An 18,334-nucleotide genomic window follows, 5' to 3' on the forward strand; every position below is an offset into this window, starting at 1 on the left:
ATGACCGGGACCGACATCTGGGAGCCGCACGCCCCCGCCGCTGCCGGCGGCCTGCGCCCGTTGCACGCCGAGGGCCCGGACCTCGGGGCGAGCCTCGGGGCGAGCCTCGCAGCGAGCGGAGCGGCCACCGCCCGGCCGGTCGCGGACGGGGTGGTCGAGGTGACCGCGCGCGACGCCGGGCCGGTACGGATCGAGTGGCGGGTGCCCTGCGTGGACGCCACCGCCTTCTGGACCCCGGAGCCGCGCGGCACCGGCTGGCTGCCCGCCGCCTGGAGCGCGCCGCGCCGCACCGGCCTCGCCGCGGGCGCACCGATCGCCGCGCTGGTCGGCACCGGGGACGTCGCGCTGTGCGCCTTCGCCGCCGGGCGCCCCGACGTGCTGGCGGGGGCGGGAGTGGTCGAGGAGACCGGCGAGTTCCGGTTCTGGGCCCAGGCCGACGGCGAACTCACCGTACGGATCGACACCTCGGGGCGGCACTTCGCCCGCTGCCTGGCCGACCTCGCCGCCTGGTGGGGGGAGGGCCGAACCGTGGACATCCCCGACGCCGCCCGCCGGCCCGCCTACTCGACCTGGTACTCGATGCACCAGGACGTCACGCCGGAGCGCGTCGAGGCCCAGGCGGCGCTCGGCAAGGCGCTCGGCCTGGACGTGATCATCGTGGACGACGGCTGGATGACCGCCGACCGCACCCGCGGCTACGCCCACTGCGGCGACTGGGAGCCGGTGTCACTGCCCGACACCGCCGCCCACGTCGCCCGGGTGAACGGGCTCGGCGTGCGCTACCTGCTCTGGTACGCCCTGCCGTTCATCGGCAAGGACAGCGCCGCTTTCGGGAAGCTCGGCCGCCACGCCCTCGCCGACGCCGCCCACCTGGGCGCGGTCGTGGCCGACCCGCGCTACCCGGAGGTCCGCGACTTCCTCACCGACCGGCTCGCCCGGGCCGTCGAGGAGTGGGGCACGGACGGGCTCAAGGTCGACTTCGTCGACTGGTTCTCCCGCGGGCCGGCCCCCGCCGCCGGTCCCGAGGCGGACTGCGCGAGCGTGGACGAGGGCGTGCAGCGACTGCTCGCCGCCATCCGCCACCGGATCACCGCGGCGGACCCGCAGGCGATGGTCGAGTACCGCCAGCCGTACGTGAGCCCGGCGCTGTGGCCGTACGTCACCATGATCCGCGCCACCGACTGCCCGCTCGGCCCCCAGGAGAACCGGCAGCGGACGGTCGACCTGCGGCTCGCCGCCGGGCCCGTCCCGGTCCACTCCGACATGCTGATGTGGCACCCGGCCGAGCCGCCCGAGCAGATCGCCTGCCACCTGATCAACGTGCTGTTCTCGGTGCCGCAGGTCTCCGTCGACCTCGCCGCGCAGAGCCCGGCCCAGCGCGAGGCGATCGCCTTCTGGCTCGGCGTCTTCCGCACCCACCTGGACACCCTGCAGCTCGGCGAGCTGCGACCGTCCCGCCCGGACCTCGGATACCCGCTGGTGACGGCACTGGGCGGGGACACCGTCGCGGTCGCCCGGTACGCCGCCCTGCCGGTGGACGCCTCCGGCGACGGCTGGCGGACCCTGCTGGTGGCCAACGCCGACGCCGACCCGGACGTGCGGCTGACCGGCGGCAGCGGGACGGCCGTGGCGACCGTGCGGGACGCCAGGGGGCGTATCGTCCGCGAGGGCGAGGTCGAACTCGGCCTCGCCGCCCCGATCCCCGTGCCGCGCGGCGGTCTGCTGACGCTGCGCCGCGCCTGACCGTGCTGCTCCGATCGAGCCCTCCGCCCGGATCACACGCCTGACCGAGCAGCACGCCCGACCGAGCCGCACCGCCTGGAGGACCGCATGCCGCCCGAGGGAGCACACCGGCCGCGCCGCGGCGCCACCACCATCGAGGATGTCGCGAGAGCGGCCGGGGTCTCCAGGCAGACCGTGTCCAACGCGCTCAACGCCCCGCACCGGGTCCGCCCGGAGACGCTGGAGCGGGTGACCGCGATGATCCGTGAACTCGGCTACCAGCCCGACCAGTCGGCCCGCTCGCTGCGCAGCGGCGCCCGCCGCACCATCGGCTACCTCGCCCCGGCGGACGACCCCCACGACCCCAACCCGCTGATGGCCGGGTTCCTGGAGGCCCTGGTCGACGCCGCCGGGGAGCAGGGCTGGCGGGTGCTGCTGTTCCGCCGGGCCCGGGGCGCGGCGGACCCGACGGCCGCCATCGACGAACTGGTGGCGGCCCGCCAGGTGGACGGACTGGTGCTGGCGGACGTGCTCGCCGAGGACGCCCGGGTCGAGCACGTCGCCCGGCTCGGCGTACCGTTCGTCACCTTCGGGCGGACCGGGCCCGCGCAGCCGCAGCACTGGGTGGACATCGCCAACGACGCGGCGACGGCCGCCGTGGTGCGCCACCTCGCGGCGCTCGGCCACCGGCGGATCGGGTACCTCGGCGGCTCCGAGGACCTGCCGTGGATGGCGGCGCGCCGGGCGGGCTTCCTGGCCGAGTCGCGCCGGCTGGGGCTGGCCGCCGTCACCGCCCCCGGTCCGGAGGCGGCGGGCGTACGGGAGTTGCTGCGCGGGCCGGAGCCGCCGACGGCCGTCGCGGCGGGCAGCGACCTGCTGGCGCTGGACGTGTACGAGGCGGTGCGGGCGGAGGGACTGGCGGTCGGGCCGCGCGGGATCGCGGTCACCGGCTTCCACGACACTCCGCTCTGCCGCCATCTGCACCCGGCGCTGACCTCGGTGCGGCTGCCGCTGGGGGCGATCGCCGCCGCGCTGGTCGAGCGGCTGCTCGACCAGGTGCGCGGAGCCGGGCCGCCCCCGGCGGGGGTGGAACTGGCCGCCGAGCTGGTGGTGCGGGGGAGTACGGCCGGTCCCGCCGAGCCGCGCGCCCTCACCGCCGTACCGGCCGAGGGGGCGCGCCGACTCCGCTGACCGAGTCCCTGTCCGGGCGGATCCGCCGGACGGGGGCTCAGGCCCGGTGGGCCGCCGGGCGCTCCGGGGACGCCTCCGCGAGCGCCCGCTTCACGGCCTCGACCCCGGCGCGCAGCCCGTACACCGGGGTGGCCGGCTGCTGGCGCCAGGAATCGTCGATGCCGCCCGCGTCCACGGTGTCGAAGCCCAACTCGTCGACCAGTGCCCGCACGACCTGCTTCGCGGCCTCGTCGTCCGAGGCGACCGGTACGGCCAGCCGCTCCGGGTCACCCGCCGGGCGGGGCCGCTCCAGCAGGTCCTGCGCGTAGGTGCCGTTGAACACCTTGACCACCCGGTGGCCGAGGTGCTGCTCCGTCCAGCGGCTCTCCGTCAGCCCGCCGTCCTCGATCGCGTCGATCCGGCCGTCCCGCTCCTTGGGGTAGTAGTTGCCGGTGTCGATCACCGCCACGTCCTCGGCGGCGCCGTCGAGCAGCCCGGCGGGCAGGTCCGGCACGTTCTTCAGCGGCACCGTCACCACCACGACCTGCGCGCCCTTCGCCGCCTCGGTGGCCGTCACCGCCTTAGCGCCCGTCTCCTCCACGAGCGCCTTCAGCGACTCCGGACCGCGCGAGTTCGCCACCGAGACGTCGTGCCCGAGCGCGGTCAGACGCCGCGTCAGGTTGCCGCCGATGTTGCCCGCACCGATGATGCCGATCTTCATGGGAAAGCCCTCGCTGTTCGGGTGTGCTGCAAGCTCGTCGCCATGCCCCAACCCGGCGGTGAACGGATCTGTTCCCGACCCGTTCCCGAGGGTGGTCCCGGCGCACCCGGGGTCGGGCGGGGCCTGGTACCGTGCCGGCGCCCGCCGTGAGGGTGGGGCCATGAACGCCACCGATCCCACCTCCCACGCCACTGTCCTCGTCACCGGCGGCACCAGCGGCATGGGCCTCGCCACCGCCCGCCTCCTCCTCGCCTCCGGCGCCCGGGTCGTGATCACCGGCCGCGACGACGCCCGCCTGGCCCGTGCCGCCGAGGAACTCGCCGCCGGGGGCCGCGATGCCGCCGGGAGCCGCGATGCCGCCGAGCGACCCGAGGAGCGCCTGCTCACCGTCCGCGCCGACGTCACGATGCCCGCCGACCTCGCCCGCCTCGCCGACGTTCCACGCCGCCGTCCCCGACCCGGCCGACCACGAGCCGATCCGCGCCCAGGTCCCGCTCGGCCGGCTCGGGCGGCCCGAGGACGTCGCGGAGACCGTGGCGTTCCTGCTCTCCGAGCGGTCCTCGTACATCACCGGGCAGGACCTCGTGATCGACGGCGGCCTCGTCCCCGCCTTCCCGTCGCTCACCGGCTGAGGCCGCGGTCGTACCGGTACCCGGGTCCGTACCGGTACCCGTGCCCGTGCCCGTGCCTGGTCCTGCCGGGGCCAGGCACGGGGGCGCCCGACGGGTCAGAATCGTCTCCGTGAACCCGACCACCGCCCTCAGCGACTTCCTCCGCACCCGCCGTGCCGCCCTCCGGCCCGCCGGTCGACCTCCCCGACTACGGCGGCCGGCGCCGGGTCGCCGGCCTGCGCCGAGAGGAACTCGCCCACCTGGCCGGGGTCAGCGTCGACTACTACACCCGCCTCGAACAGGGCCGCGTCGGCAACCCCTCCGAAGCCGTCCTCGACGCCGTCGCCCGAGCCCTGCGCCTGGCCCCCGACGAGTCCGGCCACCTCCACCGCCTCGCCCGCCCGTCCGGCCGCGTGCGCCGCCGCCCCACCGCGCGCCAGCAGCCCCGCCCCTCCCTGCTGCGCCTGCTCGACCGACTCGACGGCACACCGGCCGTGGTGATGGGCCACCGGATGGACATCCTGGCCTGGAACCGGGCCGCGGCAGCCGTCTTCGGCGACTACGGAGCCCTCCCGCCCGAACACCGCAACATCGCCCGCATCACCTTCCTCGACCCGGCCTCCCGCGACCTCTTCGCCGACTGGTCCACCTGCGCCCGGGAGAACGTCGCCTTCCTCCACCTGGAGGCCGGCCGCCGCCCCGACGACCCCCGCCTCGCCGAGCTCATCGGCCAACTCTGCCTCGGCAGTCCGGAGTTCAACGCCTTCTGGGCCGAACACCCGGTCGCCGACAAGACCTCCGGCCGCAAACGCTTCCACCACCCCGTCGCCGGCCTCCTCGACCTCACCTACGACACCCTCCGCCCCGCCGACGACCCCGACCAGGCCCTCGTCACCTACACCGCCGACCCCGGCACCCCCTCCGACGACGCCCTCCGCCTGCTGCTCAACTTGTCGGCCAGTCGCTGAGGGCGCGTCCAATGGTGTCCATCATGGACGGCACCGCACTGCAGGACCTCGTCAACGGGCTCCCCGCCGCGTTCGCAACGGCCCCGCGCCGCACCGGCATCGACGCCTGCCCGTGCTGCAACGCGCCGGCCGGGATCGAGACCCTGCTCCGTACCCCGCGCGAGCGGCTGGGGCCGGACGAGCTGACGCACTACGCCACCTCGGCGCTGAGCACCGTCGGCTCGCCCGGCTACTTCCGCTACTTCGCCCCCGCATCCTCCAACTCGTTCTGACCGGCGAACTCACCGTCCCCGACCTGGAAGTGGTCGGCGTCAAGCTCGCCCGGGCCGGCTGGTACCACTGGCCGGAGGCCGGGTACCTGCGCCGGCTCCTGGACGCACTCTGGTCGGACGCCCTCCACAACGCCGAGGAGTGGTGGGACGCCGAGTCCGTCCTCTGTGCCCTCGCCGCCGCCGACCCGGACCGCACCGGTGACCGGCTAGCAGAATGGGCCCGCCTGGCGACCCCGACGGCCGTGGAGCGGCTGCACGAGCTCGCCCTCGCCGGGTGGCTCGAACCCTCGAACGCCTTCTGGGACAAACAGAGCTCCGCGTACCGTGCCCTCGCCGAATGGCTGCACGGCCCTGACCTCCAACTCGCCGTGGAAGCGGCCGTGTTCCGGACCGACGACCCCGCCCAACTCGAACAACTCTTCACCGTCCATGACATCCTGGCGCCATGACCCACGACATGGCGCCGCCGCTGCTCGCGGTCGCAGTACTCCTGCTCATCATCAAACTGGCCCGACAACGGCGAAACGGCAAGCCCTTACCGCTGGTGCCGCGCTCGGTCCCGGCACGGGTGACGGGCGTCGCCGTCCTCGCCCTGGTGGTGGTCTCGGGAGTGGCGGGCGGTCAGCCCTGGGACGCGTCGCTCGTCCCGGCCGTCTCGCTCGGCGGCCTGGCGGGGGCCTTCGTGGACCTCCGCCACCGCTGAGACCGGCGCCGCAGCCTCACCCGAGAGCCCTCACCCGACACCGCCCCCGTCAGCGCTCACTCGAAGCGTGCCGGGTCGCCCGCCCCGCGCCGGACGATCTCCGCCTCCCCGTCGGAGAAGTCGATCACCGTGGTCGGTTCGGTTCCGCATTCGCCGGAGTCCACCACGGCGTCCAGCACGTGGTCCAGCCGCTCCTTGATCTCCCACCCCTGGGTCATCGGCTCGTCCTCGCCGGGCAGGATCAGGGTGCTGGAGACCAGCGGCTCGCCGAGTTCGGCGAGCAGCGCCCGGGTGACGGCGTGGTCGGGGATCCGGACGCCCACCGTCTTCTTCTTCGGGTGCAGCAGCCGGCGCGGAACCTCCTTGGTGGCGGGGAGGATGAAGGTGTAGCTGCCCGGGGTCGCCGCCTTGACGGCCCGGAAGACGTAGTTGTCGAGCTGGACGAACTGCCCGAGCTGCGCGAAGTCCTCGCACATCAGGGTGAAGTGGTGCCGCTCGCCGAGGCGCCGGATCGAGCGGATCCGCTCCAGGCCCTCGTGGTTGTCCAGTCGGCAGCCCAGGGCGAAACAGGAGTCGGTCGGGTACGCGATGAGAGCCCCGGACCGGACGCTGTCGGCCACGGTGCTGATGGTGCGCGGCTGGGGGGACTCTGGGTGCACGTCGAAGTACTTCGCCATTGGCCGACCCTACGGGATGTCGGCCGCCGATCGCTGCAACCGTGACGCCCCGGGTTCTGGCGGGCCGCCGACTTGCCGCGTACGGTCGGTCGGCATGGGCTTCGACCAGGCGCGGGTGAACCGGATCTTCCGGCCGGAGACGTACGCTGAGGACGTGCCGTACGGGCTCTTCCGCGAGCTGCGGGCCGAGGCGCCGGACCGGTGGGTGGAGGAGCCGGCGCGCGGGGTCGGCCCCGAATATCCTGACCCTGGATCAACTGGCCTGCAGCGCGCCGTCCGGGTTCTCGCCCAGGGGCTGCTGTCGGGTGTCAGCTGACGATATGACGATGATTCGTCAACAGGGCGGGCAGTCGATAGGGTGCGGGATCAACTACCGCGCCTCACTTGTGAGATCCGGTCAGGATGCACGCCCTGGGGAGGCGGAGCTCCGCCACGCCCTTCCGCGCACCCGACCGGCCGAGCCATCGAACATGGGCGCGGGCTTCACGGTTGGGCCGACCGGCGCCGGCCGATGGGATCAGGAGGAATGCATGGCACAGATCATCGCCGAGGTGTCGCGGACGTTCAACGAGTATCTGCTCCTTCCGAATCGGACTCGAACCGATTGCAGGCCCGCGGCCGTCGATCTGCGTACGCCCCTGGTGCGGCACCGCGCGGGCGAGGCGTCGGCGATCGAGCTGCACGCCCCGTTCGCGTCGGCGATCATGCAGGCGGTCAGCTCTCCGGAGCTCGCGATCGCGCTCGCCCGCAACGGCGGTCTGAGCTTCATCCACCACAACCAGTCGATCGAGGAACAGGCAGCGGCCGTCCGGAAGGTGAAGAACTTCAAGGCCGGGTTCGTCACCAGTGACACGAACGTCCGGCCCGACGACAGCCTTCGCGACCTGGTCGGGCTCATGGGCCGAACCGGCCACAGCACCGCCGCCGTCACCCACGACGGGAGCGCCACCGGACGCCTGCTCGGACTCGTGACCTCGCGCGACTTCCATCCCCAGCGGCACGACCTCGAAGGACCTGTCAGTGGCCGGATGACCGCCGTCGGCGACCTGCCGCATGCCGGCGTCGACGTCACCCTCTCCGAGGCGAACGCGCGGCTGTGGGAGGAGCGACTGGACTGCCTTCCGGTGCTGGACGACGAGGGGCACCTGCAGCATCTGGTGTTCCGGTCCGACTACGCGGACAACAAGCGCTTCCCGAACCAGGTCGTGGACGCAGACAAGCGCCTGCGCGTGGGTGCGGGCGTCAACACCCACGACTACCGCGATCGTGTCCCGGCCTTGCTGGAGGCGGGCGCGGACGTCCTGTGCTTCGACTCGTCCGACGGCTACAGCGACTGGCAGGCCGAGGCACTGACCTGGACGAAGAAGCACTATCCGGAGATCCCGATCGGCGGCGGCAACGTGGTCGACGGCGAGGCGTTCACCTTCCTCGCCGAGGCCGGTGCCGACTTCGTGAAGATCGGGGTGGGCGGCGGATCCATCTGCATCACGCGCGATCAGAAGGGCATCGGCCGGGGCCAGGCGAGCGCCGTCCTCGACGTCGCCGCGGCCCGCGACGCCTTCCTCGAGCGCACCGGCGACTACGTGCCGCTCTGCTCGGACGGTGGTCTGGTGGAGGACTACCACGTGGCGCTGGCGCTGGCGATGGGTGCGGACTTCGTCATGATGGGGCGGTACTTCGCCCGGTTCGACCAGGCGCCCGGTGCGAAGATCCCCACCCGGGACGGTTTCGTCAAGGAGTACTGGGGCGAGGGCTCCAACCGTGCCCGGAACTGGCAGCGCTACGGCCAGGGCGGCCAGGGACTGGTCTTCGAGGAGGGTGTCGACGGCTACGTTCCCTATGCCGGCGATCTCAACGAGGGTCTGGCCACCACCATTGCGAAGATCAAGTCCACCATGGTCTCCTGTGGCTCGGTGACGCTGCCGGAGTTCCAGTCCTCGGCGCGACTGACCTTGGTGTCCGAGCAGAGCCTTCAGGAGAGTCACGCGAGCGTCGCCCTCCGGGACACCTCCGGGACGGTCGCCTGAGACCAGGCTCCGCGGGCCCGCCCGCGATGACCGGACCCGCAGGTGACGGGAGTCGATGACTCGATCACCTGCGGGTCCGGTCCGGTTCAAGCCGCGAGGTGGGTGTCGAGCCAGCCCGGGAATTCGGTCAGGTCGTTCAGTACGACATCGGCACCGGCCTCGCGCAGTTCGTCCGCGGTGTACGGCCCGGTGGCCACTGCCACCGCGAGTGCGCCGCCTGTCCGTGCCCCGGTGATGTCGCCGAGGTGGTCACCGACGTAGACGCTGGCACCCTGCTCCCGCAGAACGGAACCCTTGCGGTCGGCGAAGACCGAGCCGAAGACGTCGTCGACCTTGATGTCGAGCGCGGCGAGGTTCAGTCGGGCATTGGGCTCGAACTTGCCGGTGACGACGATCGGTCGACCTCCGTGCCGGTAGACGGCGGCGATCGCCTCGAGCGCACCGGGCAGCAACTTGCCCACCGGGGCGCCGTGTTCGGGGAACAGTGCCCGATACCGGTCGGCAGCCGCGTCCACCTGATCGGCGGGGAACCAGTAGGCCATCTCCTCCTCGATCGGCGGGCCGACGCGGGTGATCGCCAGGTCGCTGTCGATGGCGACCCCCGTCTCGGCCGCCACCATGTCCAGCACCGCCTTGATGCCCGGTCGGCCGTCGGCCAGCGTCATGTCGAGGTCGAAACCTATGGTCAGTGCCGGTGCGGGGGACGCATTGATCTCGGTCGTGTTCATGGCAGCCATGATCCAACCAACCTTTCTGCGAAGCAACCCTGAGGATCAGTCAGCAGCGCGGGCTACGGCGGTGGGCTGGGGCGGTGTGGAGCGGGCGCGGTGCCCGAGTTCCTGTCGGGCGCCGCGGGAGCGTCGTCGAACGGCCGACTCCGGCAAATCGGTCTCAACCCGGTGGTTCTGATGATTTCGACGCCAATGCTGGCACGGGCGGAGCTTTCCGACCCGACCGACCGTCAATTGTGAGTTCTCGGTGGATGAAAGTCCAAGCGATCTTGCCGAGGGGGCGCCTGCGATGTAGCTTCGTCCACAGCGTCATGGACACGTCCAGCTAGCGGTTCGGAGTCAACCGGGGGGCTGTGTTTGCCGATGAAGTTCTTGTGTTGAACGATGATCCGGCTGTTATGGCTGCGATCACGCTCGGGGGCCCCGGGCGCCGGAACGGTCCGTCCGAGTTTTCCGGCGCAGCCGAATCGGTTTCCCGGACAGGCGCATCGGCCACTGCGACACGGTGCCGGACTGTTACCGCACTATCGAAATCCGGAATTCCTTCAGGGTAGGCCTTTCCTGGCGCGCTCGTCAGGATCTTTCACTGCCGTGCGGCAGTAAGGAGGACTCATGAAAACCGGTCAACAGCGGGACGGCGAATCAAGGGTTCCAGTGTTCAAGGATTTCCGGGCTGGCGTTGCATTTCGCGACGTCATGCCGGTGCTGGCCAATCGAGACTCCTTCAGTTCGGCGCTCGAGGACCTCACAGAGTGGTCAACTCCGCTCACTCCGGACTACGTTGCCGGCATAGACGCGCGAGGTTTCATCCTCGGCGGGGCTTTGGCGGATCGCTTGGACTGCGGCTTCCTGGCCATTCGCAAAGAGGGGAAGCTGCCGGGCGAGACGGTGAGCCGGACATTCTCCGGTGAATACTCGACCGATCGGATCGAGGTTCGCAAGGATCTGGTGCAGCCCGGTTCCCGAGTCCTCATTCATGATGACATCGTTGCCACCGGAAACTCGGTGGCGGCCGCCGTGGAAATGCTCGAGGAGCTTGGTGCCACGGTGGTCGGAATCACCTGCCTGATCGAGAAGTCGTTCCTGAAGGGAAGGTCGCGGGTGAGCGTGCCACTCTTCTCGGTCTATTCGTTCGACGCGTAAGGGAGTTGCTCGTGGCAGTGGAAGCAGCACAGCAGACATCAGTGCAGGAGCGGCTCGCGCAGTTATGGACCGCCCGGCTGGAGATATCGCCGATCGGACTGGACGACGATTTCTTCGAGCTCGGTGGCGACTCGCTGACCGCAGCGGAACTGCAGGGCGATATCGACAAGGAATTCGGGGTGGAGGTTTCGGCCACGACCCTCTTCCTGTCGCCCACGATCACGGAGTTGACGCAGGTGATCGAGGAGGCCGTGGCGGCCGCTCCGTCCGGGACGATCGGCGCGCACCCGGGAGGCCGTCAGTGAGCACCGGTACGGCAAGAGACCTCACCGATCCCGGGCTCTACTCCCAGGGCGAACCACACGAGGTCTGGCGTCACCTTCGCGAACACGACCCGGTCCATTGGCAACCGAACTCCGGCCGTGGCGGCGGCTACTGGGTCGTCACCCGGTATGCCGATGTCGAGCGGGTGCTGCACGACTACTCCGCCTTCACCTCGGAACGAGGCACGCTGCTCAACCTGCTCGGCCGCGGTGACCCGGCAGCCGGGAAGCAACTGGCGGCGACCGACCCACCGCACCACGACCGAGCGCGGATCCCGCTCAAGCAGGCACTCGCCGTCAAGCCGCTCGCATCGTTCTCCGACCGGATCCAGGCCGGCATCCGTGACCTGCTCGCCCCCGGTGCCGACGGGCAGCCCTTCGACTTCGCGGTCGCGATGTCCCAGCTGCCGCTGGTCGCCCTCGGCCCCATCCTGGGGCTGCCCACCGAGGACTATCCGCGTCTCATCCGACTGGCCATGATGTCGACGGCGGAGGAGGATCCCGAGTTCCAGCTGCCGGGCGGAGTGGAGCCGACGCTGAAGCGCGGTCATCGTGAGATCTTCGCCTACTTCTCGGACCTGGTCCGGGCACGGCTGCGGAATCCCGGTGACGACCTGATCAGTGTGCTGGCCGAGACCGAAGTGGACGGCGAGCGCATCTCGACCGGTTCGGTGATCTCCAACTGCTACAGCATGCTGCTGGGTTCGGCCGGGACTCTGCCGCACGTCCCGATCGCCGCGATCGTCGAACTGGCCGGGAGCCCGACTTACGGGGACTGGGCCGCGCACCCGGAGCTGCTGGACTCCGGTATCGAGGAGGCCCTGCGCTGGGCCACGCCGGCCAGCAACTTCATGCGCTACGCACTCCACCCGGTCGAACTCTCCGGCGTGCCGATCGCGGAGGGCGACGCCGTGGTCGCCTACCTGGCCTCGGCCAACCGGGACGCCAAGGTCTTCCCCGATCCCGACGTGTTCGACATCCGGCGACGCCCCAACCGGCACCTCGCCTTCGGCGTCGGCCATCACTACTGCGTCGGCTCGCACCTCGCCCGGCTGGCCCTGCGCCTGCTGTTCACCGAACTGTTCGCGACGTTCTCCTCGATCGAGGTGGTCGGCGAGATCGAGCGGATGCACTCGACGTTCCTGGCCGGCTTCAAGCGGGTCCCAGTCGCAGGAGTACCCCGCAGGGCCACGGTGGAGGGCTGACTCAGATGACCCACTGGGTACCAGACCTGCCAGTCGTGCCACTCTACGCCCCGCCGCACATCCTCGACCTGATCGAGCCATTCCGGGCCCAGGGCACGGCAGTTGTCGACGGTGAGGGATCACTCGGCTACGCGGAGCTGGACGAGCGGTCCGCCGTGATCGCCACCGCGCTGCGGGCCGCTGGGGTGGAGCCGGACAGCCCGGTCGTCGTGCACGCGCGGCTGTCCCGTTGGGCGGTCGTCGGCATGCTCGGGGTGCTGCGTGCGGGAGCGCGATACGTCCCTGTGGACGCCGGGTTCCCGGTCGCCAGGCAGCGCTACATCGCGGAGGCGAGCGGCGCGAGGTTCTCGGTGTCGGAGCCTGGTCTGGGCATCCGGCTCGACAACCTCCGGACGGTGCAAGCCGATGCCGAGGGTTTCCGGGGTGAAACGGTCCGCGGCACCCTGGCGTACACCTGCTTCACCAGCGGGTCGACCGGGCGGCCGAAGGGCGTCACGATCTCCGCCTCCGCGCTGGCGGCCTCGACCGCGGCCAGACTCGAGTACTACCCCACGCCGGTCTCCACCTTCCTGCTCTGTTCGTCGATCTCGTTCGACAGTTCGGTCGCCGGCATCTACTGGACCCTGGCCTGCGGCGGCCGACTGGTCATCCCGAGCGACCGCCCGGCGGACCTGCTGGCGGTCGGCCGGGCCGCGCAGGAGTACCGCGCGTCGCACCTGCTCATGCTTCCGTCGCTCTACGACATCGCCCTGCGCGGTGGCCTCGCCGAGCGGGCCGGCGCGCTGTCGACGGTGATCGTCGCGGGGGAGGCATGCCCTCCGGACTTGGTCCAGCGGCACTTCGACGCGCTCCCCCGTACCCGGCTCTACAACGAATACGGTCCGACGGAGTGCACGGTGTGGAGCGCGGTCCATGAGTGCACCCGGGCGGATGCGGACCTTTCCGACGTACCCATCGGGCGCGCTGTTCCCGGGACCCGCCTCTACGTCCGGTCCGCCGATGGTGCCGCCGTACCGACCGGGGAACCCGGGGAGCTCCACATCGGCGGACCGGGCCTCGCCGAGCTCGGTTCGGACCTTTACCGCACGGGTGACATCGTGTCCGTCACCGCCGAGGCCGAACTGCGCTTCCACGGCCGGGCCGATCACCAGCTCAAGCTCGGTGGGATGCGCGTCGACCGCTCCGAAATCGAACAGGCACTGCGCACCCACCCGGACGTGGAGGCCGCCGCAGTCGGTGTCTGCAGCGTCCAGGGACGGAAGAAGCTGGTCGGCTTCGTGAGCCCGACGAACGGAGAAGTCGACCAGCGCACCCTCCGGGCGCACCTCATCGAGCGCCTGCCGGCCGTCGCCGTGCCGAGCCGCATCGTGCCGCTGTCCCGGCTTCCGGTGCTGCCCAACGGCAAGCTGGACCACGGTGCGATCGACCAACTGGCTTACGACGCAATGCCGCAGAAGAACTGACCGACCGAAGGAGGTGGCGATGACAGCCGCACCACCCCGATGGCTGATGTGCCGTCAGCGGCGAGCCGGCGCCGCCCTGCGCCTCTACTGCTTCCCGCACAGCGGTGGCTCGCCCGGTGAGTACCAGCGCTGGGCGGACCGGCTCCCCGCCGAGGTCGAGGTGTGGGGGGTCCAACTCCCGGGCCGCGGAAGCAGGATGCGCGAGTCGGCCATGACCGACATGCGAGAACTGGTCGGCGCGCTGACGGAACAGGCCGAGTTCTCGGGCCCGTACGCCTTCATCGGGCACAGTCTCGGTGCGATCGTCGCCTATGAGACAGCTGTCGCGCTGCGCGACCGCGGGCGCCCGGAGCCGCAGCAGCTCATCGTGTCCGTGAACGGCCCCCCGCACCTGCACCGCCCCGGACTGCCGCTCCACCTCCTCGACGGCGCCGACTTCGTCCCCCGGGTCGAGGAGCGGTACGGACCACTGCCGGAACTCGGGAGCGACGCGCGGATGCGTGAGCTGTACCTGGCCAACCTGCATGCGGACCTGACCATCGTCGCGACCTACCAGTATGTCCCGACAGCCCCGCTGAGCTGCCCCATCCTCGCTCTCGGCGCCACGGACGACTGGGAGGACGAAAGCCGGCTCGGCGAGTGGCGCCGGCACACCACGGGTCCGTCCGCCGTCCGGCTCTTTCCCGGCGGCCACTTCTACTTCCGAGACCACCCCGACCTCTTCTTCGACTGCCTCACGGACAGCCTGACCGCCCTCACCAAGGGCTCGGCCGTCCCCTCGGCACCCGATATCAAGGGAGCACCGTGACAGACCAGACCATCGATCTGCGGAGCGACACCGTCACCAAGCCCACTGCGGCCATGCGAGCCGCCATGGCCGCCGCCGAGGTCGGTGACGACACCCTCGGTGACGACCCCACGGTGATCCGGCTGGAACGGATGCTCGCCGACGCCTTCGGGTTCACCGGAGCACTGTTCCTGCCCAGCGGCGTCATGGCCAATCAGCTCGCGCTCCGTCTGCTGGTACCGCCGGGGCAGGAGCTGCTGGCTGACGCGGGTGCGCACTTCCTCCTCTACGAGGACGGGGGAGTCGCCTGGCACGGCGGGATCCTGACCCGGACGACGGTCTCCGACGACGGCCTCATCGACCCGGAGGTGCTCGCCCGGATGATCCGTCCGGCTACCGCCTACGGCAGCGGGACGCGGGCGGTGGCGGTGGAGAACACCCACAACGCGGCCGGCGGCGTGGTGTACCCCCTGGCCGCGCTGCGGGAGATCCGGCGGATCACCCGCGAGGCCGGGGTCGCGGTGCACTGCGACGGCGCCCGGCTCTGGAACGCCCATGTCGCCAGCGGCGTTTCCTTCGAGGCTTACGGAGCCTGTTTCGACACCCTGTCCCTCTGCGTCTCCAAGGGGCTCGGCGCGCCCGCCGGGACCGTGCTGCTCCTCGATGCCGACCGTCTGGAGGAGGCCCGGGTCATGCGGCACCGGATGGGCGGCTCCATGCGGCAGACCGGGATCCTGGCGGCCGCTGCCATCTACGCCTTCGAGCACAACATCGGGCGGATGGCCGAGGACCACTCGAACGCGGCCCTCATCGCCGGTCTGCTGCGCGACAGTGGACTGGAGGTTCGGGAACCCCAGACCAACCTCGTGTTCGTGGAGGTGCCCGATGCGGCCAAGGTGCAGGAGCTCTGCGCGACGGCCGGCGTGCGGGTCTCGGTCATGGGACCGCGGACGGTCCGGCTGGTGGCCCACTTGGACGTCGACAAGCATCAGTGCGAGCGGGCGGCGCTGACGGTAGCCAAGGCGGTCGCCCAACTGGCCACGAGCAGCTGAGTACGTGTAGGAAGATATTGAGATGTCATTCCGAGTGTGGCTGTCGGCCCGGTTCTTCCTCTTCTTCCTGACCTGGAGCTCCTACCTCTCCTACTGGGGGGTCTGGCTGCTCGCGTCAGGCTTCGGGCCAACAGAAGTGACCGCGATCATCACCGCCGGTCTGGTGTCACGCTCGATCTCCATAGCCGTCGTCTTCCCGATGCTCTGCCGAACGATCCCGCTTCGGAGACTGTCGCAACTGCTCGCCTGGACGGCGACGGCACTCAGCCCGCTCTACCTGACTTACCCTCAGTTCGGCTCCATGCTGGCCGTATCGGTTCTGGTCGGCATCAGCTATCCCCTGCTGATGCCGCTCAGCGAGACCCTGGCGACCATCGGCGCAGCGAACGGGCAGGTCGACTACGGGAGCGTCCGCTACTTCGGCTCGGCAGGGTTCCTCTTCGGTCTGTGCGTGTCCGGCGTGGTCGGGCGGTTGGCCGGCAGCGGCGCACTGGTCGGGGTGTTCGTCGTGGGCTGCCTGCTGCTCGCGGTGGCGGACGTGGTGAGCCCGGTCGGATTCCCGACGGTGACGACCGTGGCCAGTGGCGGCCGTGTTCGGCTGCTGCGCAACCGCGTCTACACCCTCGGCCTGGGCAGTTCCGTGCTGCTCCAGGGTGCGCACGCGGCGTACTACGCCTTCGGCGCCGAATACTTCAGCCGGCTCGGCGTGTCGAGCATCAACGTCAGCCTCATGCTGGCGCTGGCCGTCGGGTGCGAACTGCTCCTGTTCAAGTACGCGGGACCGCTGCTCGGCGGCTATCCGGTCCCTGTTCTCTTCGCGGCCGCCGCGGCGATCTCCGTTCTGCGCTGGGGTTTGCTCGCGGTACCGATGCCACTGGCCTTCGTGGTGCTCACGCAGACGCTCCACGCGGGCACCTTCGCGCTGACCCACCTCGCGCACGCGCGCTGTGTGCAGAGCCATGTCCCCGAGGACCTCTGGCCCAACGCCCAGGCGCTCTACGCCGGGCTGGCCATCGGCCTCGGGGTCGCCGCCGTCACCGCCGTCACCGGCCCGCTCTACACGGCCTCCCCGCATTGGGCGTTCCTGGCGATGGCGGTGGTCTGCCTGCCCTGCTTCCTGCTGGTCAGGTTGCAGGTCAAGGTGCTGCGCGACGAAGCGGCGGTTCCCGACAGCGTCTCGTGAACTACCCCGCGCGCCGACCAGGTCCGTCCGGGCGCCGTCGCCCGGTCAGCCAGACGTAGACCAGGTTCGGCGGTGGAGGACTCGGGCGGGTGCGCGGGCACTGCAGGCTGCGCGGCCGTGCCCCCGTGCGCGCGTCCGATCGGATGAGACCCGCCCAGCGCCGGGGCGCGGACCCGCCGGGCGGGGAACCCCTCCCGAACCCGGGCGGGAAGGGCCCGCCCGCGGACGCGTGGAGGCGACATGGGGCACGGCGGAAACGTGATCGACGAGTTGACGACCGACCACCGGGAGGTGGAGCGGATGTTCGGTCGCATCCAGGCGATGAGCGGCGGCGGACAGGAGCTGCGGGACCTCGTGGACGAGGTCACCATCGAGCTGGTGCGGCACTCGGTCGCCGAGGAGCAGTACCTCTACCCGGCGGTGCGCGAGCACGTCGAAGGCGGGGCGCGGCTCGCGGACAAGGAGATCGAGGAGCACAACCGGGTCGAGAAGCTCCTCAAGGAACTGGAGAAGACGAGGGCCGACGACCCGGAGATGACCTCGCTGCTGCGGCGGCTGATGGACGAGGTCGCCGCACACCTCCAGGACGAGGAGAACAACCTCTTCCCCATGCTGCGGCAGGCCTGTACGCCCGAGCAGCTGAACGATCTCGGGGACAAGATCCGCCGGGCCAAGGCCATGGCACCCACCCGCCCCCACCCGTCCACTCCCAGCACCCCGATGGCCAGCAAGCTGCTCGCACCGGGCGCAGGCCTGGTGGACCGGGCACGCGACTTCGTCACCGGGCGCGGCAAGTCCTGAGCTGGTCCCGACAGGCCCGGTGGGTGCGGACCCGGCAGCCGGCCTCCGCACCCACCCGGCCGGAAGTGACGGGCATCATGCCGTTGCCGGGCCGAGCCCGCCTACACTGGCGGCCACGAGCGGAGCAGTGCGGCTTCGCGCCGTAACTCGCGGAACCCGGCCGGGCAAGCGAGCTTGCCCCGAGGAGGACGCCCTGTCCGCCGATCTCACCCCCGTCATAGCCGCCGGCACCCGCTGGCTGCTGACCGCCTTCCCGCCGGCACCCGGCGCGTTCAGCCGGGCCCTGGCCGAGGCCCAGGCGGGCCAGGCCGTCACCCTCGCCGCCGTGCTGCGCTACCCCACCGACCTCGACGCGCAACTGCTGCACCTCCTGGGCCCGGGCGGCAGCGCCCGACTGGACTGGCTCACCGGCGCCGAACACGACCGGCCCGCCGAGGACACCGCCTGGCGGACCTGGGTGGACGAGACCGTCGTCAGCTGGGCGGCCTGCCTCCTGGCTGACCCCGCCCTCGTCCCACTCGCCCAGGCCGCCGCGGCCGCCGCGGGCGCCGGTGCGACCGGCGCCGTGACCCGCCTCCTGCGCCCCGGCGACCACGAGCACCAGGCGGCGCCCCTGCTGCGCCACCCCGACCTCCTCGAGCCGATCGCCGCCCTGCACCGGGAGATGCTGCTGCACCGGCTCCAGGAGGAGAACCTTCCCCTGCGGTAGACGGGACCCGATTCGACCGGCCCACGCCGGGGCCCCGTGCAGGAGGCCGGGGCTCGTCACGTTCGG

General features: G+C 71.3%; 22 protein-coding genes and 1 pseudogene. 20 read left to right on the plus strand and 3 right to left on the minus strand.

What is annotated here, in order from left to right:
* Together BOQ63_RS35150 and BOQ63_RS35155 are read left to right on the plus strand one after the other, a co-directional pair.
* The gene (locus BOQ63_RS35150; protein WP_046386889.1) at positions 1 to 1,743 is read left to right on the plus strand and encodes a glycoside hydrolase family 36 protein; all 1,743 of its coding nucleotides are present in this window, start codon (positions 1 to 3) and stop codon (positions 1,741 to 1,743) included.
* Positions 1,744 to 1,830: 87 nt separating this feature from the next.
* Positions 1,831 to 2,913: a LacI family DNA-binding transcriptional regulator gene (locus tag BOQ63_RS35155; protein ID WP_046386890.1), complete on the plus strand. Its 1,083-nt coding sequence runs from the start codon at positions 1,831 to 1,833 to the stop codon at positions 2,911 to 2,913.
* A gap of 37 nt (positions 2,914 to 2,950) precedes the next feature.
* Here BOQ63_RS35155 and BOQ63_RS35160 read toward each other — a convergent pair whose 3' ends face one another.
* Positions 2,951 to 3,613, minus strand: coding sequence for an NADPH-dependent F420 reductase (locus tag BOQ63_RS35160; RefSeq protein ID WP_030279946.1), 663 nt, complete (start codon positions 3,611 to 3,613; stop codon positions 2,951 to 2,953).
* A gap of 220 nt (positions 3,614 to 3,833) precedes the next feature.
* On the opposite strand from BOQ63_RS35160, the pseudogene BOQ63_RS35165 reads away from it, so the two are divergent.
* The 6 genes and pseudogenes from BOQ63_RS35165 to BOQ63_RS35190 form a co-directional block, all read left to right on the plus strand.
* Positions 3,834 to 3,989: pseudogene (locus BOQ63_RS35165) on the plus strand (hypothetical protein); the annotation flags it as partial.
* Complete coding sequence (locus BOQ63_RS35170) at positions 3,967 to 4,245, plus strand: SDR family oxidoreductase (protein WP_318299388.1); 279 nt, start codon at positions 3,967 to 3,969, stop codon at positions 4,243 to 4,245. The pseudogene BOQ63_RS35165 and the gene BOQ63_RS35170, both read left to right, overlap by 23 nt.
* A 152-nt stretch (positions 4,246 to 4,397) precedes the next feature.
* Entirely contained in the window at positions 4,398 to 5,192 is a 795-nt protein-coding gene (locus BOQ63_RS35175; protein WP_223886125.1) for a helix-turn-helix domain-containing protein, read from the plus strand.
* Positions 5,193 to 5,215: 23 nt separating this feature from the next.
* Positions 5,216 to 5,464 (plus strand): hypothetical protein, encoded by a 249-nt coding sequence (locus BOQ63_RS35180; RefSeq protein WP_143174828.1) that lies wholly within the window; start codon positions 5,216 to 5,218, stop codon positions 5,462 to 5,464.
* Positions 5,465 to 5,493: 29 nt separating this feature from the next.
* Positions 5,494 to 5,913 (plus strand): hypothetical protein, encoded by a 420-nt coding sequence (locus BOQ63_RS35185; RefSeq protein WP_072655608.1) that lies wholly within the window; start codon positions 5,494 to 5,496, stop codon positions 5,911 to 5,913.
* The gene (locus tag BOQ63_RS35190; RefSeq protein WP_030279941.1) at positions 5,910 to 6,167 is read left to right on the plus strand and encodes a hypothetical protein; all 258 of its coding nucleotides are present in this window, start codon (positions 5,910 to 5,912) and stop codon (positions 6,165 to 6,167) included. The genes BOQ63_RS35185 and BOQ63_RS35190 overlap by 4 nt, the downstream gene beginning before the upstream one ends.
* 56 nt (positions 6,168 to 6,223) lie before the next feature.
* On the opposite strand, the gene BOQ63_RS35195 is transcribed toward BOQ63_RS35190, so the two are convergent.
* Positions 6,224 to 6,844: an L-threonylcarbamoyladenylate synthase gene (locus BOQ63_RS35195; RefSeq protein ID WP_030552509.1), complete on the minus strand. Its 621-nt coding sequence runs from the start codon at positions 6,842 to 6,844 to the stop codon at positions 6,224 to 6,226.
* A 94-nt stretch (positions 6,845 to 6,938) separates the two neighbouring features.
* On the opposite strand from BOQ63_RS35195, the gene BOQ63_RS35200 reads away from it, so the two are divergent.
* Together BOQ63_RS35200 and BOQ63_RS35205 are read left to right on the plus strand one after the other, a co-directional pair.
* Positions 6,939 to 7,160: a hypothetical protein gene (locus tag BOQ63_RS35200; RefSeq protein ID WP_030279939.1), complete on the plus strand. Its 222-nt coding sequence runs from the start codon at positions 6,939 to 6,941 to the stop codon at positions 7,158 to 7,160.
* A 214-nt stretch (positions 7,161 to 7,374) separates the two neighbouring features.
* The gene (locus tag BOQ63_RS35205) at positions 7,375 to 8,871 is read left to right on the plus strand and encodes an IMP dehydrogenase (protein ID WP_030279937.1); all 1,497 of its coding nucleotides are present in this window, start codon (positions 7,375 to 7,377) and stop codon (positions 8,869 to 8,871) included.
* An 86-nt stretch (positions 8,872 to 8,957) separates the two neighbouring features.
* Here BOQ63_RS35205 and BOQ63_RS35210 read toward each other — a convergent pair whose 3' ends face one another.
* Positions 8,958 to 9,608: an HAD family hydrolase gene (locus tag BOQ63_RS35210; RefSeq protein WP_030279935.1), complete on the minus strand. Its 651-nt coding sequence runs from the start codon at positions 9,606 to 9,608 to the stop codon at positions 8,958 to 8,960.
* Between the two features lie 90 nt (positions 9,609 to 9,698).
* Between BOQ63_RS35210 and BOQ63_RS35215 the strand changes: the two genes are divergently transcribed.
* The 10 genes from BOQ63_RS35215 to BOQ63_RS35260 all read left to right on the plus strand — a co-directional run bounded on the left by BOQ63_RS35215 (position 9,699) and on the right by BOQ63_RS35260 (position 18,268).
* Positions 9,699 to 9,842, plus strand: a complete 144-nt coding sequence (locus tag BOQ63_RS35215; protein WP_157846525.1) for a hypothetical protein — start codon at positions 9,699 to 9,701, stop codon at positions 9,840 to 9,842.
* 372 nt (positions 9,843 to 10,214) lie between these two features.
* Positions 10,215 to 10,745 carry an adenine phosphoribosyltransferase gene (locus BOQ63_RS35220; protein ID WP_046386169.1) on the plus strand — a complete coding sequence of 177 codons (531 nt, stop codon included), beginning with the start codon at positions 10,215 to 10,217 and terminating at the stop codon, positions 10,743 to 10,745.
* Positions 10,746 to 10,756: 11 nt separating this feature from the next.
* The gene (locus tag BOQ63_RS35225) at positions 10,757 to 11,050 is read left to right on the plus strand and encodes an acyl carrier protein (RefSeq protein WP_167395818.1); all 294 of its coding nucleotides are present in this window, start codon (positions 10,757 to 10,759) and stop codon (positions 11,048 to 11,050) included.
* Entirely contained in the window at positions 11,047 to 12,273 is a 1,227-nt protein-coding gene (locus BOQ63_RS35230; RefSeq protein WP_030279929.1) for a cytochrome P450, read from the plus strand. Before BOQ63_RS35225 ends, BOQ63_RS35230 begins: the two co-directional genes overlap by 4 nt.
* A gap of 35 nt (positions 12,274 to 12,308) precedes the next feature.
* Complete coding sequence (locus BOQ63_RS35235) at positions 12,309 to 13,736, plus strand: amino acid adenylation domain-containing protein (protein ID WP_167395819.1); 1,428 nt, start codon at positions 12,309 to 12,311, stop codon at positions 13,734 to 13,736.
* Between the two features lie 19 nt (positions 13,737 to 13,755).
* Complete coding sequence (locus BOQ63_RS35240) at positions 13,756 to 14,544, plus strand: thioesterase II family protein (RefSeq protein ID WP_078867101.1); 789 nt, start codon at positions 13,756 to 13,758, stop codon at positions 14,542 to 14,544.
* Complete coding sequence (locus BOQ63_RS35245) at positions 14,541 to 15,575, plus strand: threonine aldolase family protein (RefSeq protein WP_072655611.1); 1,035 nt, start codon at positions 14,541 to 14,543, stop codon at positions 15,573 to 15,575. The genes BOQ63_RS35240 and BOQ63_RS35245 overlap by 4 nt, the downstream gene beginning before the upstream one ends.
* A gap of 22 nt (positions 15,576 to 15,597) precedes the next feature.
* Positions 15,598 to 16,758, plus strand: coding sequence for an MFS transporter (locus BOQ63_RS35250; protein ID WP_079183884.1), 1,161 nt, complete (start codon positions 15,598 to 15,600; stop codon positions 16,756 to 16,758).
* Between the two features lie 240 nt (positions 16,759 to 16,998).
* Entirely contained in the window at positions 16,999 to 17,559 is a 561-nt protein-coding gene (locus tag BOQ63_RS35255; RefSeq protein ID WP_030279918.1) for a hemerythrin domain-containing protein, read from the plus strand.
* A gap of 193 nt (positions 17,560 to 17,752) precedes the next feature.
* Positions 17,753 to 18,268 carry a hypothetical protein gene (locus BOQ63_RS35260; protein ID WP_030279916.1) on the plus strand — a complete coding sequence of 172 codons (516 nt, stop codon included), beginning with the start codon at positions 17,753 to 17,755 and terminating at the stop codon, positions 18,266 to 18,268.
* Positions 18,269 to 18,334 lie beyond the last annotated feature (66 nt).

Source organism: Streptomyces viridifaciens, assembly GCF_001888885.2.
Taxonomy (GTDB): Bacteria; Actinomycetota; Actinomycetes; order Streptomycetales; family Streptomycetaceae; genus Kitasatospora; species Kitasatospora aureofaciens.